General features: G+C 68.8%; 11 protein-coding genes and 1 tRNA gene. 4 read left to right on the forward strand and 8 right to left on the reverse strand.

The genetic code is table 11. The annotated features are described in order from the left end of the window. Positions 1-8: 8 nt before the first annotated feature. Positions 9-923 carry a DMT family transporter gene (locus FWJ24_RS05490; protein ID WP_246155555.1) on the reverse strand — a complete coding sequence of 305 codons (915 nt, stop codon included), beginning with the start codon at positions 921-923 and terminating at the stop codon, positions 9-11. A 163-nt stretch (positions 924-1,086) separates the two neighbouring features. Here FWJ24_RS05490 and FWJ24_RS05495 point away from each other — a divergent pair. Continuing rightward, positions 1,087-1,161 (forward strand) — tRNA-Glu (locus FWJ24_RS05495). A 487-nt stretch (positions 1,162-1,648) separates the two neighbouring features. Beyond that, complete coding sequence (locus FWJ24_RS05500) at positions 1,649-2,575, forward strand: VOC family protein (protein WP_150286804.1); 927 nt, start codon at positions 1,649-1,651, stop codon at positions 2,573-2,575. Between the two features lie 25 nt (positions 2,576-2,600). Here FWJ24_RS05500 and FWJ24_RS05505 read toward each other — a convergent pair whose 3' ends face one another. Genes FWJ24_RS05505 through FWJ24_RS05525 form a run of 5 tightly spaced genes read right to left on the reverse strand, consistent with a single transcriptional unit; the run spans position 2,601 to position 8,215 of the window. Continuing rightward, entirely contained in the window at positions 2,601-3,566 is a 966-nt protein-coding gene (locus FWJ24_RS05505) for an ABC transporter ATP-binding protein (protein ID WP_150286805.1), read from the reverse strand. After that, positions 3,563-4,573 carry an ABC transporter ATP-binding protein gene (locus tag FWJ24_RS05510; protein ID WP_150286806.1) on the reverse strand — a complete coding sequence of 337 codons (1,011 nt, stop codon included), beginning with the start codon at positions 4,571-4,573 and terminating at the stop codon, positions 3,563-3,565. Before FWJ24_RS05510 ends, FWJ24_RS05505 begins: the two co-directional genes overlap by 4 nt. Continuing rightward, positions 4,570-5,547, reverse strand: a complete 978-nt coding sequence (locus FWJ24_RS05515) for an ABC transporter permease (RefSeq protein ID WP_150286807.1) — start codon at positions 5,545-5,547, stop codon at positions 4,570-4,572. The genes FWJ24_RS05510 and FWJ24_RS05515 overlap by 4 nt, the downstream gene beginning before the upstream one ends. Positions 5,548-5,575: 28 nt before the next feature. After that, the gene (locus FWJ24_RS05520) at positions 5,576-6,562 is read right to left on the reverse strand and encodes an ABC transporter permease (RefSeq protein ID WP_150286808.1); all 987 of its coding nucleotides are present in this window, start codon (positions 6,560-6,562) and stop codon (positions 5,576-5,578) included. A 60-nt stretch (positions 6,563-6,622) separates the two neighbouring features. Further along, the gene (locus FWJ24_RS05525) at positions 6,623-8,215 is read right to left on the reverse strand and encodes an ABC transporter substrate-binding protein (RefSeq protein ID WP_150286809.1); all 1,593 of its coding nucleotides are present in this window, start codon (positions 8,213-8,215) and stop codon (positions 6,623-6,625) included. 258 nt (positions 8,216-8,473) lie between these two features. Between FWJ24_RS05525 and FWJ24_RS05530 the strand changes: the two genes are divergently transcribed. Next, positions 8,474-8,929 carry a (2Fe-2S)-binding protein gene (locus FWJ24_RS05530; RefSeq protein ID WP_150286810.1) on the forward strand — a complete coding sequence of 152 codons (456 nt, stop codon included), beginning with the start codon at positions 8,474-8,476 and terminating at the stop codon, positions 8,927-8,929. 18 nt (positions 8,930-8,947) lie between these two features. After that, on the forward strand, positions 8,948-11,140 hold the full coding sequence (locus FWJ24_RS05535; RefSeq protein WP_150286811.1) for a xanthine dehydrogenase family protein molybdopterin-binding subunit: 2,193 nt from the start codon (positions 8,948-8,950) through the stop codon (positions 11,138-11,140). A 63-nt stretch (positions 11,141-11,203) separates the two neighbouring features. On the opposite strand, the gene FWJ24_RS05540 is transcribed toward FWJ24_RS05535, so the two are convergent. Together FWJ24_RS05540 and FWJ24_RS05545 are read right to left on the reverse strand one after the other, a co-directional pair. Further along, positions 11,204-12,721, reverse strand: a complete 1,518-nt coding sequence (locus FWJ24_RS05540; RefSeq protein WP_150286812.1) for an alkaline phosphatase family protein — start codon at positions 12,719-12,721, stop codon at positions 11,204-11,206. Between the two features lie 31 nt (positions 12,722-12,752). After that, entirely contained in the window at positions 12,753-13,610 is an 858-nt protein-coding gene (locus tag FWJ24_RS05545; protein WP_150286813.1) for an ABC transporter permease, read from the reverse strand.

Raw genomic sequence — 13,610 nt, forward strand, 5'->3', positions numbered from 1 at the left:
GGGCAGGGTCAGGGCAATTCCATCGGCCTCTGCGCCTGAGCCGTGGCGCGCTCCCTCGCGCGGGCCTGCTCGCGCATGAAGATCCACAACCCCGCCGCGACGATGATCAGCGAGCCGAGAACCACGTTCATCCCCGGCCAGTCGCCGAAGAAGACGATTCCGAACAGCGTCGCCCAGACGATCAGCGTATATTGATAGGGCACCACCACGGAGGCCGGCGCGTATTTCAGCGAGCGGTTGACCCCCATATGCGCCAGCGCCGAGACGATGCCGAGCAGCATCAGCGCCGCGAAATCGAGCCAGCTTGGCGCAACCCAGCGGAACGGCGCGACCGCGAGCCCGAACAGCAGCGCGCTCAGCACCTGCCAGGAAACAAGCGTGACCTCGTTCTCGCCCGCGAGTTCGCGCGTCAGAATGTTCGACGCGGCGAAGATCAGCGCGCCGGACAGCGCGATCAGCGCCGGCCAGCCGATCTCCGTGCCGCCCGGCTGCAGCGCGATCAGCACGCCCGCGAACCCGACCGAGACGCCGAGCCAGCGCCGCCAGCCGACCCGCTCCTTGAGGAACAGCGCCGCAAGGATCGTCACGAAGATCGGCGAGGCGAGATAGAAGGCGACCGTGTCGGCGAGCGGCAGATAGGTCACCGCCCAGTAGAAGAACGCGACCTCGGCGGTCGAGCAGAAGGCCCGCAGCGCGTGGAGCCAGGGGCGGCGCGGCCGCAGGATGGTCGCGAGCCCCACTCGGTGGATCGCCGGCGCGAGCATCAGCAAGGCGGCGCCGGAGCGGATCAGCAGCAATTGTGCGACGCCATAGGTCGCGACGAGCCATTTGCCCATCACGTCGTTGAGGGAGAAGGCGAACATCGCCGCGAGCATCAGCGCGATGCCGGCGAGGGTGCGGTCTGTCTGGGGGACGGGGGTCACGCGGGCCTCGGAAGGGTTGAGCCTCCGAAGAGCACGAAGCGCCGCCATGCGCAAGCGCTGCCGTCCGCGCGGCGGATCGCCGCCCCGCGGCCCTGTTACGGGAATTCGCATCCGCGCCGCTTGCCCCGCCTGCCGAACCCCGCTAAGGGAATGCCCCGCGCGGGCGCCCTTCGTCTATCGGTTAGGACGGCAGCCTTTCACGTTGCAAAGACGGGTTCGATTCCCGTAGGGCGCGCCACGCGCTGCGCTGAGCGCGGCTTCAGGGCTGGGTTCCGCATCGGTAATCTGAACCGCGTAATCCTTGAAATCGTGGCCGCGATCTGGATCGGCACGATATCTCCCTTGGCCGGCCCGAGGCGGTGAAGGCGCTCCCAGGGCGTCGATCAGCTCCACCGCTGGCTCAGCGGCATGGCGCATGCGACGAAGCGGTCCGCCATGTCGGGATCCGGCGCGTGGTCACGGACGAGAAGCGGCACGCCGAGCCGGCCCCGTCCCGCGATCGCCCGCCGCACCATGCGGCGGCGGCGAGGCTCGACCGTTCCGCGCCATCATGGACGATCCGGATCCTTTCGATCCCGCCGCGCGGGCGCATTCTGCACAATCGGTGCCATTGGCGCAAAATATGCTGCCGAATATGCCGTCTTCCGGTTCGATCGCGGCGGCACCATCTTCGCTCCATCGCAACCGGGTGCCGCGCATGCCGCCGCCGCCTTCAGGAGCATCCCATGCTGGACCAGATCAGGGGCCTGCACCACGTGACCGCGCTGACCGCGGACGCCGTGCGGAACAACGCCTTCTTCACGAAGGCCCTCGGCCTGCGCCGGGTCAAGAAGACGGTCAATTTCGATGCGCCGGATGTCTATCATCTCTATTACGGCGACGAGACCGGTACGCCGGGCACGGTGATGACCTATTTTCCGTTCCCCGGCATCCGCGCCGGAAGGCCCGGAGCCGGCGAGGTCGGCACGACCGCCTTCGCCATTCCGGCAGGTACGCGCGACGCTTGGGCGGCGCGGCTTGCCGGCCTCGGCATCTCAGGCCTCGCGCGCGAGGAGAGCTTCGGTGAGAAGCGGCTTCACGTTCAGGGTCCGGACGGCGACAGCCTGGCGCTTGTCGAGGTGGACGCGGATGCCCGCGCGCCCTGGACAGGTGTGGTCGGCGCCGATCTTGCGATCCGCGGCTTCCATTCGGTGGCGATGCGGCTGCGCGATACCGGCGCCACCGCCGAACTGCTGACCTTCATGGGCTACGAGAAGCTGGCGGAGGAGCGTGGTGTCGCGCGCTTCGCGCTGCCGGGCGGCGCGGGGGCGCATATCGTCGATCTCGAAGCCGTGCCGGATGCCAACCGCGCCGTCGAGGGCGGCGGCTCGGTGCACCATGTCGCCTTCGCGGTCGAGAACCGCGCGCGGCAGCTTGAGGTGCGCAAGGCGCTGACGGAGACCGGCCACCACGTCACGCCGGTGATCGACCGCGATTATTTCTGGGCGATCTATTTCCGCACGCCGGGCGGTGTTCTGTTCGAGATCGCCACCAACGAGCCCGGCTTCACCCGCGACGAGCCGGTCACGCATCTCGGGGAGGCGCTCAAGCTGCCGCGCCAGCACGAGCATCTGCGTCCCGCGCTCGAGCAGCAACTCGCGCCGCTCGCATGAGCCGGGCCCTTCCCGACGATCCGGATCAGGTCGGGGCAGCCGACTGCGCGACATGGCAGGCCACGCCGTCGCGCAGCAGCGGCGCCTCGCTCCGGCAGCGCGGAACGACGAGCGGGCAGCGCGGATGGAAGGTGCAGCCGGGCGGCGGGTCGATCGGGCTCGGCACCTCGCCCTGGAGCGGCTCACGGTCACGCCCGATCTCGGCGAGATCCGGCACGGCGTCGATCAGCAGCCGCGTATAGGGATGGCGCGGCGCGGTGAAGAGCCGCTCGGTCTCCTGCACCTCGACGAGCCGGCCGAGATAGAGGACGCCGATCTGGTGCGCCATGTGCCGCACCACCGCGAGATTGTGCGAGATCAGCAGATAGGTCAGGCCCAGCCGGTCCTGGAGGTCGCGCATCAGGTTGAGGATCTGCGCCTGCACCGAGACATCGAGCGCCGAGGTCGGCTCGTCGCAGATGATGAAATCCGGCTCGGATGAGAGCGCGCGCGCAATCGCGATGCGCTGGCGCTGGCCGCCCGAGAATTGATGCGGATATTTCTCCGCATCGCGCGGGGAGAGCCCGACCAGCGCCAGCAATTCCGCGACCCGCGCCCGCCGCGCCGCCCGGTCCGCCGGGCGGCCGATCGCCGTCATCGGTTCGGCGATGATGTCGCCGACGCGCCAGCGCGGGTTGAGCGAGGCGTAGGGATCCTGGAAGATCATCTGCACCCCGCCGGCGGCCGGGGCCTCGCCCGGCGCCCGCCCGGCATAGGTCACCCGCCCGGCCGAGGGCGGCAGCAGCCCGACGATCATTTTCGCGATGGTCGATTTGCCCGAGCCGGATTCGCCCACGAGCGCAAAGGTCTCGCCTCTGCGGATGGCGAAGGAGACGCCGTCCACTGCCTTGAGGCTCAGCCGCCTTTCTCCGGCGAGCACGCGCTCCAGCCAGGGTTTCGAGACGTCGAAGCGCCGCTCCAGCGCATCGATCGTGACGAGAATTCCGCTCATCGCGCCGCCTCCGCCGTCATATCCGCGTCGAGCAGCCAGCAGGCAGCGAGGCCGGAGCCGGCCGCCATCAGCGGCGGCACGCGCTCGGAACAGGGCGCGAATGCCTGCCCGCAGCGCGGGCGGAAGGCGCAGCCGGAGGGGATCCGGTCGAGCCGCGGCATCGCGCCGGGGATCTGCAGCAGCCGCGCCCGCCCGCCCTCGAGCGAGGGGATCGCGCCCATCAGCCCGGCGGCATAGGGGTGGCGCGGCGCGCGGATCACCGCGCCCACCGGGCCGATCTCGACGATGCGCCCGGCATACATCACCGCCACCCGGTCGGCGATCTCGGCGATCACGCCCATGTCGTGGGTGATCAGCATCACCGAGGTGCCGCGCTCGCGGCAGAGACGCTTCAGCAGCGTGATGATCTGCGCCTGCACCGAGACGTCGAGTGCGGTGGTGGGTTCGTCGGCGATGATCAGGTCCGGCTCGGCCGCCAATGCCAGCGCGATCACCACCCGCTGGCGCATGCCGCCGGAGAATTCGTGCGGATAGCCGTCGATCCGCCGCTCCGGCGCCGGGATCCCGACCTCGGCGAGCAGGGCGATGGCGCGCGCCCGCGCGGCCGCATCGTCGAGCCCGAGATGGATCTGGATCGTCTCGACGAGCTGGTCGCCGACGCGGAACAGCGGGTTCAGCGAGGTCAGCGGATCCTGGAAGATCATCCCGATCCGCCGGCCGCGGATCCTGCGCATCGCATCGGGGGCGAGATTGTCGATCCGCGCGCCCTCGAGCCGGATCTCGCCGCCGGCGATGCGGCCGGGCGGCTCGATCAGCCCGATGATCGCGGCTCCGGTCAGCGATTTGCCGGCACCGCTTTCGCCGACGACGCCGAGCACCTCGCCCTTCGCGATGTCGAAGCTGACATGGTCGAGCGCGCGCAGCACGCCGCGCCGGGTGCGGAATTCGAAGACGAGGTCGCGCACTTCGAGAACGGGGGCGGCTCCGGGGGGCGGGGGCGCGGTCATTTGAGCCTCGGATTGAGCGCGTCGCGCAGCCAGTCGCCGATGAGGTTGATCGCCAGCGCCAGCAGCACCAGCATCAGCGCCGGAAAGAACAGGATCCACCATTCGCCCGAGAACAGGAATTGCTGCCCGACGCGGATCAGCGTTCCAAGCGAGGGCTGGGTCGGCGGCATGCCGACGCCGAGAAAGGACAATGTCGCCTCCTCGATGATCGCCAGCGCGAGATTGATCGTGGCGATCACCGTCACCGGCCCCATCACGTTCGGCAGGATGTGCCGGAGCATGATGACGAAGGCCGGACGGCGGATCACGCGCGCGGCCTGGACATATTCCTTGCCCTTCTCGATCAGCGTCGAGCCGCGCACGGTGCGCGCGTATTGCGCCCAGTTCGAAAGGCCGATCGCCAGGATGAGCAGGATCAGCGTCGCGTCCTCCTGCTGCGCCGGCGGGATCACCCCGCGCGCCACGCCGAAGATCAGCAGCGCGATCAGGATCGCGGGGAAGGAGAGCTGGATATCGGCGATCCGCATGATGATCGCCTCGACGCGCCCGCCGAGATAGCCGGCCATCAGCCCGAGCACGACGCCGAACACCGCCGAGAACGCGACCGACGCCGCCCCGACCAGCAATGAGACCCGCGCCCCGTAGAGCACGGCGGAGAGCATGTCGCGCCCCTGCGGGTCCGAGCCGAAGAGGAAACTCCGGCCGGTGAATTCATTGGCCTGGCCGGGCCGCGTCATCCCCTCCATCAGGTTGAGTTCGGCCGGGTTGAACGGGTTCTGCGGCGCGATGAGCGGCGCGAGCACTGCGGCGCCGATCATCGTCAGGGCGATGAGCGCCGAGAGCATCGCCACCGGCGAGGACCGGAAGGCATGGGCGAGATCGCTGTCCCAGGCACGGGCGAGCGCCGGCAGGCGCGGTTCGGGCGCCGGGGAGACATTCTCGGGCGGAGCGGTTTCGGGCTCGTGGCTGCGCATGGGACTTTCTGCTCGCACGGGTTGCGGCTCAATGGCCCTTCGCGAGCCGCGCGCCGGAGCGCAGCCGCGGGTCGAGCGCGAAATAGGTGAGATCGACGATGAGGTTGACGACGACGAAGACCGCGGCGACGAACATCAGATACGCCGCCATCACCGGCACGTCGGCGAACTGGACGGCGTTGACGAACAGCGCGCCGAGACCGGGCCATTGGAACACCGTCTCGGTGACGATGGCGAAGGCGATGACCGAGCCGAGCTGGAGCCCGGCGATCGTCACGACCGGGATCAGCGTGTTGCGCAGCGCGTGCCGGAGCTGGATCGTCCGCTCCCCGACGCCGCGCGCCCGGGCGAAGCGGATGAACTCGGCCCGCATCACCTCGAGCATCTCGGCGCGCACCAGCCGCATGATCAGCGTGAGCTGGAAGAAGCCGAGCGTCAGCACCGGCATGATCAGCGATTTGCGGCCCGAATCGGTCAGCAGCCCGGTATTCCACCAGCCGAGCGCCACGGTTTCGCCGCGCCCGAACGAGGGCAGCCAGCGCAGCTCGACCGCGAAAACATAGATGAGCCCGATGCCGATCAGGAAGGTCGGCAGCGACACCCCGACCAGCGAGCCGGTCATCACCAGATTGGAGAGGAAGCCGTCGCGGTTGATCGCGGCATAGACGCCGAGCAGGATGCCGGCGCCGGTGGCGAAGATCGCCGAGAGCAGCGCCAGTTCGAGCGTTGCCGGCAGCCGCTCCCGGATCAGGTCCGAGACCTTGCGCCCCTGCCGGTAGGAAACGCCGAATTCCCCGCGCGCCGCGTTGCCGATGAAACGCGCGAATTGCACGGGAAACGGCGCATCGAGGCCGAGGCGCTCGGTCAGTTCCCTGCGGTCCTGGAGCGTTGCCTCCTGGCCGAGCATGTTGACGACCGGATCGCCGACGAACCGGAACATCGAGAACGCGATGAACGCCACCGCGACGAGCACGAGCGCGCCCTGGGCGAGCGATCGGAGGCTATAAGCGAGCACGGGCGGTTCTCCCCATCGAATGCCGGGCCGGTGGCCGGCCCGGCATTCCCGCGCGGCGGATCAGCTGCGCTTGAAGGAGACGAATTTCAGCTTCGGCTGGTTCGACACATCGACCGGGATGTCGAACTCGGCCTTCATGCCGTAGCTCAGCGCCTGGTGATGCACCGGGATATAGACGGTATCCGCCTTCAGCTTGGCCCAGATCTGCGCGATCGTCGCGTTGCGCTTGGCGAGATCGGTCTCGGCCGAGAGCGTCTGGATCAGCTTGTCGATCTCGGGGTTCGAATAGCGCGTCGCGTTCCAGGAGCCGCGCGATCCGGCGCGGGTATGGTAGAGGAAGGAGAAGATGTAATCGGAATCGAAGGTCGGGACGCCCCAGCCCAGCATGTAGAAATCCGATTCCGGCGGCTGTTTCTGAAGCAGCGTGAAGTGGATCGATTTCGACTGGCTGACGAGGTTGACCTTGATCCCGATCGCACCCCACATGCCGACAACCGCCTGGCAGATCGCCTCGTCGTTGACATAGCGGTCGTTCGGGCAGTGCAGCGTGGTCTGGAACCCGTTCGGATAGCCGGCATCGGCGAGTAGCTTCTTCGCCGCGGCGACATCGACCGCCGGCGCCGCGTCGAGTTCCTTGGTCCAGCCGTTGACGAAGGGCGGCATGATGATGCCCGTCGGCACGCTCTCGCCGCGCATCACCACGCGCTGGATCGCCTGGCGGTTGACAGCCATGTTCATCGCCTGGCGCACGCGCAGATCGGCGAAGGGGTTCTTGCCGTCGACATTGTCGCTCTTGAGATCCGCATCGCCGACATTGAAGCCGAAGAAGATCGTGCGGTTCTCCGGCCCGGAATTGACCTTGAGCTTCTTGTCCTGCCGCAGGCGCTCGATATCCTGCACCGGCAGATCCTGCACGAAATCGACATCGCCCGAAAGCAGCGCCGCCACGCGCGTCGCGTCGGCCTTGATCGGGGTATAGATGATCTCGGTGATTTCAAGCGGAACCTGGCCCTTGCCCCAGTAATTCTCGTTCCGCTTCATCACGGTCTTCACGTCCGGCTCCCGGCTCACGAGCATGAACGGCCCGGTTCCGTTGGCGTTGCGGACGGCGAAATTCTCTTCCTTGTTCTTGAAGTCCTGGACCTTGGTGACGTTGTTCTTCTCGGCCCAGCCCTTGTCCATGATGAACAGGTCGCCGAGATTGTTCGGCAGCAGCGGGTTCGGCCCCTTCGTCCGGATCTGGACGGTGAAGGCATCGACCTTCGTGACCTTCTCGATCGAGGTCAGAAGCCCCTTCATGTCGGAGGTGGGCTGCATGGCGCGCTCAAGCGAGAACACCACGTCGTCGGCGTCGAAATCCGCGCCGTCATGGAACTTCACGCCCTGGCGCAGCTTGAATTCCCACACATTGGGATCGGCGGTGATCGCCCAGGAGGTCGCGAGCGCCGGCATCTGCTTGCCGGTATGATCGCGGATGATCAGCGGCTCGTAGAGATGATGCGCGAGGGTATGGGTCGGCCCCTCGTTCTGGGCATGCGGGTCGAGCGTGAGGGAATCGCCGGCGCGCGCCCATTTCAGCGTGCGCGCTTCGGCGGCGGCCAGCATGGTCGTCGCGGCGAGCGCAACGAGAACGGCCCTGGTGGTGAAAGACATCGAACTCTCCCTGTTCCTGGCGGTGCCATTATTCCTGGCGCGCCCTGTTCTTGACGGCGTCTGGCGCCGCATTCCCCGAATGCTAGGGCGAAGGAATGTGCTTCTCAATGCATTTCTTGCGCCATGCTCCGCGGCTGCCGGCGCGTCCGGGCAGCGGATGTTCCGGCCCTCTTCCGCGCTCACCGCCTCACCCCTGTCACAATCCGGAGAGGACACTATGTTGTTGTTATTATTCCAAACCGAAACTGGAGAACCGGAATGGTTCGTTTCACCCTCAACGGGCGCCCGCAGGCGCTCGATGTCGAGGCGGAGATGCCGCTTCTGTGGGCCTTGCGGGACGAAATCGGCCTGACAGGCACGAAATACGGCTGCGGTCAGGCGCTGTGCGGAGCCTGCACGGTGCTGGTGGACGGCCAGCCGGTGCGCGCCTGCCAGACCCCGGTCGGGGATCTCGAGAACCGGGTCGTTGCGACCATCGAGGGCGCGGCTGGCCGCGTCGCCGAGGCGGTCCAGAACGCCTGGACCGGGCTCGATGTGCCGCAATGCGGCTATTGCCAGTCCGGCCAGGTGCTGGCCGCGATCGCGCTGCTTAGCGAGAACCGCTCGCCGAGCGATGCCGATATCGACGCCGCGCTCGCCGGCAATCTCTGCCGCTGCGCCACCTATCACCGCATCCGCGCCGCGGTTCACGCCGCCGCGCGGGCGCTGGCCTGAGCGCGGGAGGAGCGATCCATGCTTGCGAAATTTCTTGACTCCACGGCCGGTTCCCCGGCTCCGTCCCGGCGCGGCCTGCTTATCGGCGCGGCCGCGATCTCCGGCGGCCTGATGATCGGCTTCCGCGGCGGCGCACGCGCCCAGGGCGCGAAACCGGCGGCGCCGGCCAATCCCTTCGCCGGCTATGTTACGATCGGCGCGGACAATTCCGTCACCATCCACAGCGCCCATATGGATATGGGGCAGGGCATCTATCACGGCATCGCGACCCTGGTGAACGAGGAGCTGCGCGCCGATTGGGCGCAGATCCGCGTCGAGGGCGGGTGGGGCAACCCGGCGCTGTTCGGCAATGTCAACTGGGGCGGCGCCATCCAGGGCACCGGCGGCTCGACCGGCATGCAATCCTCCTTCGAGCGCTACCGGCGGGCGGGAGCGGTGGCGCGGCAGATGCTCGTCAACGCTGCGGCGGCGGAATGGAAGGTGCCGGCGGCGGAGATCGTCGTCGAGCGCGGCCTGCTCCGCCACGGCGCCCGGCAGGCGCCGTTCGGCGCTTTCGCGGCCAGGGCGGCGGCGCTGCCGGTTCCGGCCGATGTGGCCCTGCGCGCGCCGCAGGACTGGATCTATATCGGCAAGGACCGCGATGTGCTGCCGAAATTCGACAGCCGCGCCAAGGTCACGGGCCGGCAGGATTTCACGATCGATGTCCGGCTGCCGGGGCTGCTCACGGCGGTGATGATCCATCCGCCGCTGTTCGGCGCGACGCTGAAGAGCTTCGACGCCGCGAAGGCCCGGACGATGAAGGGCGTGGTCGATGTGGTGGCGACGCCGCGCGGCCTCGCGGTGGTTGCGGACAATATGTGGCGCGCCCTCCGCGCCCGCGAGGCCGTGACGGCCGAGTGGGACACGAGCCAGGCCGAGACGCGGTCGAGCGAGGCGCTGATGGCGGAATACCGCGCGCTGGCGGCCAAGCCCGGCGTCGCGACGGCCGAGGTGAAGGGCGATGTCGAGAAGGCTTTCGCCGGCGCCGCGCGCATTGTCGAGGCGATTTATGAATTCCCCTATCTCGCCCATGCGGCGCTGGAGCCGATGAACGCCATCGCCCGGATCGAGAACGGCCGGGTCGAGGTCTGGGGCGGCCATCAGATGCCGGATATCTATCAGGGCATCGCGGCGCGGGTCGCCGGCGTCACCCCGGACAAGGTGACGCTGCACGTGATGAAGACCGGCGGCGGCTTCGGCCGGCGCGCGGTGATCGACGGCGATGTCGTCGCGGAGGCGGTGGCGGTTTCCAGGGTGCTCGGCGGCCGCCCGGTCCGGGTGCAATGGACGCGCGAGGACGACATGCGCGCCGGGCGCTATCGCCCGGCCTATATCCACCGCCTCAAGGCCGGGCTCGACGCCGCCGGCAACATCGTCGCCTGGCAGAACCATATCGTCGGCCAGTCGATCCTCGCCGGCACACCCTTCGAGCAGGGCTTGGTCCGCAACGGGGTCGATCTCACCTCGGTCGAGGGCGCGCAGCACCTGCCCTATGCCTTCCCCGCGATGAAGGTGGAACTGACCTCGACCAGGGTCGGGGTGCCGGTCCTGTGGTGGCGGGCGGTGGGCTCGACCCACACCGCCTATGCCGTCGAGGCCTTCCTCGACGAGGTGGCCGCCGCCGCCGGCAAGGATCCGGTGCAGTTCCGCCTCGCGCTGATGAAGGACCATCCCCGCCACGCCGCGGTGCTGCGGCTGGCGGCGGAGAAGGCCGGCTGGGGCCAGCCGCTGCCGGCCGGGCGCTTCCGCGGCATCGCGATCGCGGAATCCTTCGAGACCATCGTCGCGCAGGTGGCGGAGGTCTCGGTCGAGGGCAACCTGCCGCGCGTCCACCGCGTGGTCTGCGCGCTCGATTGCGGCGTCGCCGTCAACCCGGACAATATCCGCGCCCAGATGGAGGGCGGGATCGGCTTCGGCCTCGGCGCGATCCTGAAATCGAAGCTCACGCTCGACAAGGGCCGCGTCGTCGAGGGCAATTTCGATGGCTACGAGGTGCTGCGTCTCGACGAGATGCCGCGCGTCGAGGTGCATATCCTGCCGTCATCCACCAAGCCGACAGGGGTCGGCGAGCCCGGCGTGCCGCCGATCGGCCCGGCGGTCGCCAATGCCTTCCACGCCGCCAGCGGCCGCCGCATCCGCGTGCTGCCGTTCACGCGGCCGGAAAACGCCTGAGAACGCGGGCGGCTCCCCCGCCCGCGTTCGGCGCGCAGCCCGGCTGCGCGCCGGCCCGCGCAATCAGCGCTCGATGCGCGTGCCGGAGACGAGATAGGCGCGCCCGTCGAGGACGCGCCGTTCCAGCCGCTGGACATGGCTGCCGAGCGCGGTCTCGAAGATTTCCGTGCGGCTCTCCTCCGTGCCGAACTCCGCCTGTTGGCCGGCCTCCGGCGTCCGCTCGAACGCCTCGGCGAGCACGCGGCCGGTCATGCCCGGCGCCGGCTCGATCCCGAGCAGCGCGAGCAGCGTCGGGGCGATATCCGGCAACCCCGCCGGCTGGTCGAGCAGGCCTACAGGCGCGATTCCGGCGCCGGTGAGCACCAGGACGGTCGCGAGCTCGTGGCGGTTGAGCCCGCCATGCATGCCGCCCATCAGCGGCACATCCCCGCCCATGTAACGGCCGAGGCCCGGCAGCCCGTCCGGATCGGGCCCGGCATCCGAGCGCAGCACGAAGGCGAGGTCGGGCGCGCGGTTATGCCCGAACTGGAGCAGGTCGAAGGCGAGCGTATGCGGCGCCTCGCCCTCGACCCCGCCGCCCTCCCGCCCGCGCGAGAACAGCAGCCCCATATCCGGCTGCTCGGCGAGAAAGGCGGCGATCCGGTCGCGCAGGGCTGGGTCCGGCCGGCGCAGGCGGATCTCGCCCGAGGCGCCCGAGGTGCCGACGATCGACACCTCTGCGCCACGGGTCGCGGCGTCGAACCCGCCCGCGCGCAGCGTCTCGAACAGCGGCACCGCTTCGTTGACGGTGATCTGGCCGTGATCGGAGAGCAGGATCACCGCCGTCCGCGCGAGCGCGTTGCCGGCCTCGAGATGGTCGAGGATGCGCCCCACGCAGAGATCGGCATGGCGCAGCGCGGCGAGCGCGTCGGCCGAGCCGATCTTGCGGTAATGGTAGCTGGTATCGGGCTCCGGCAGCCAGATCAGTGCGAGATCGGGCTTCATCTCGGCAAGCACATGCTCGACGAAGACCGTGGTGCCATAAGTCATCTGGGCGAAGCGCGGCAGTTCCGGCGCGGGGCGTGGGCCGAATTTCGCCTCCATCGCGGCATTGGCTTCGGGGGTGAGGGTGTGGTCGCCGCCATGGATCGAGAAGGTCCAATGGCCGTTCTCGCGCACGCGCGGATTGATCAGGAACGCCGAGCCCGAGGAGCCGGAATGCACCACCGCCATGCGGCGGCCCGCCTGGGCGAGCCGGTCGGCGAAGGTCTCGGCCGTCAGCACCCCGCGCGGATCGAGGGCGGCGATCCGGGCGAGATCGGCGTATTTCGACGTATCCGCCGCCCGGTCGGGGAAAGCCTCGAAATGCCAGAACGCGTTGCCGACCACGCCATGCGTGCGCGGATTGGCGCCGGAGGCGATCGACGAGGTCGCGACCCGCGTCATCGAGGGGAACACCGAGTGCGCCTGCCGGTAGCGCGCGCCGCGCGCCGCGAGCCGCAGGATGTTCGGCGTCAGGTCGGGCCGGACATGGTCGGGCCGCAACCCGTCGAGAACGATGACGACGACCCGTTCGGCGGGGGCTCGGCCATGGGCGGACATGCGGGCTTCTCCTTGGCAGTTCAGCTGGGCGTCAGTTCAGCGAGGGGTCGAGCCGGTCGCGCAGCCAATCGCCGATGATCGAGATCGCGAGCGTGGTGAGGACGATGGTGAGCGCCGGCGCCAGCATGATCCAGGGCGCGCGGGTCAGGTATTCGCGGCCGTAACCGACCATGTTGCCGAGGCTCGTCATCGGCGGCTGCACCCCGAGACCGAGGAAGGATAGCCCGCTTTCGAGCAGGATCACCTCCGGAAAGACCAGCGTCATCGAGACGATCAGCGTCGAGGCGATGTTGGGCAGGATATGGCGGAGATAGATCCGCGCCGGCCCTGCGCCGAGCTGGCGCACGGCCGCGGCATAGCCCTGCGCCGAGGCCGAGATCGCGAGCCCGCGCGCGATGCGGGCATAGCGCTCCCAGCCGTAGAGTCCCATCAGGCCGATGAGGAGCGGCAGCGAATTGCCGAAGAAGGCGAGCACCGACAGCGCCAGCACGAGAAACGGCATCGAGGCCTGGAAATCGGCCAGCATCAGTACCGCCTGCTCGATCAGCCCGCGGAAATGCGCGGCAAGGAAGCCGAGCGCCGTGCCGAGGCCCGCCGAGATCAGCGAGGCGCCGAAGGCGATCAGCAGCGAGACGCGGATCGATTCGATCAGCCGCGAGAGCACGTCGCGGCCGAGTTCATCCGTCCCGAGCCAGTGCAGCGGATGGCCGGGCGGGGACAGCCGGTTGCGCAGATCCATGGCCGTGAAGACATAGGGCTTCACGAGATCGGCGAGGATCGCCACCGCGATCATGGTCGCGACCCAGGCGATCGCCACAAACACCAGCGGCGGCATGCGCGGCCGGGCCGGTTTCGCCGCCGCGGCATCGGGAAGGCTCGCCTCCGCCAT

It is taken from the genome of Rhabdaerophilum calidifontis (genome assembly GCF_008641065.1).
Lineage (GTDB): Bacteria > Pseudomonadota > Alphaproteobacteria > Rhizobiales > Beijerinckiaceae > Rhabdaerophilum > Rhabdaerophilum calidifontis.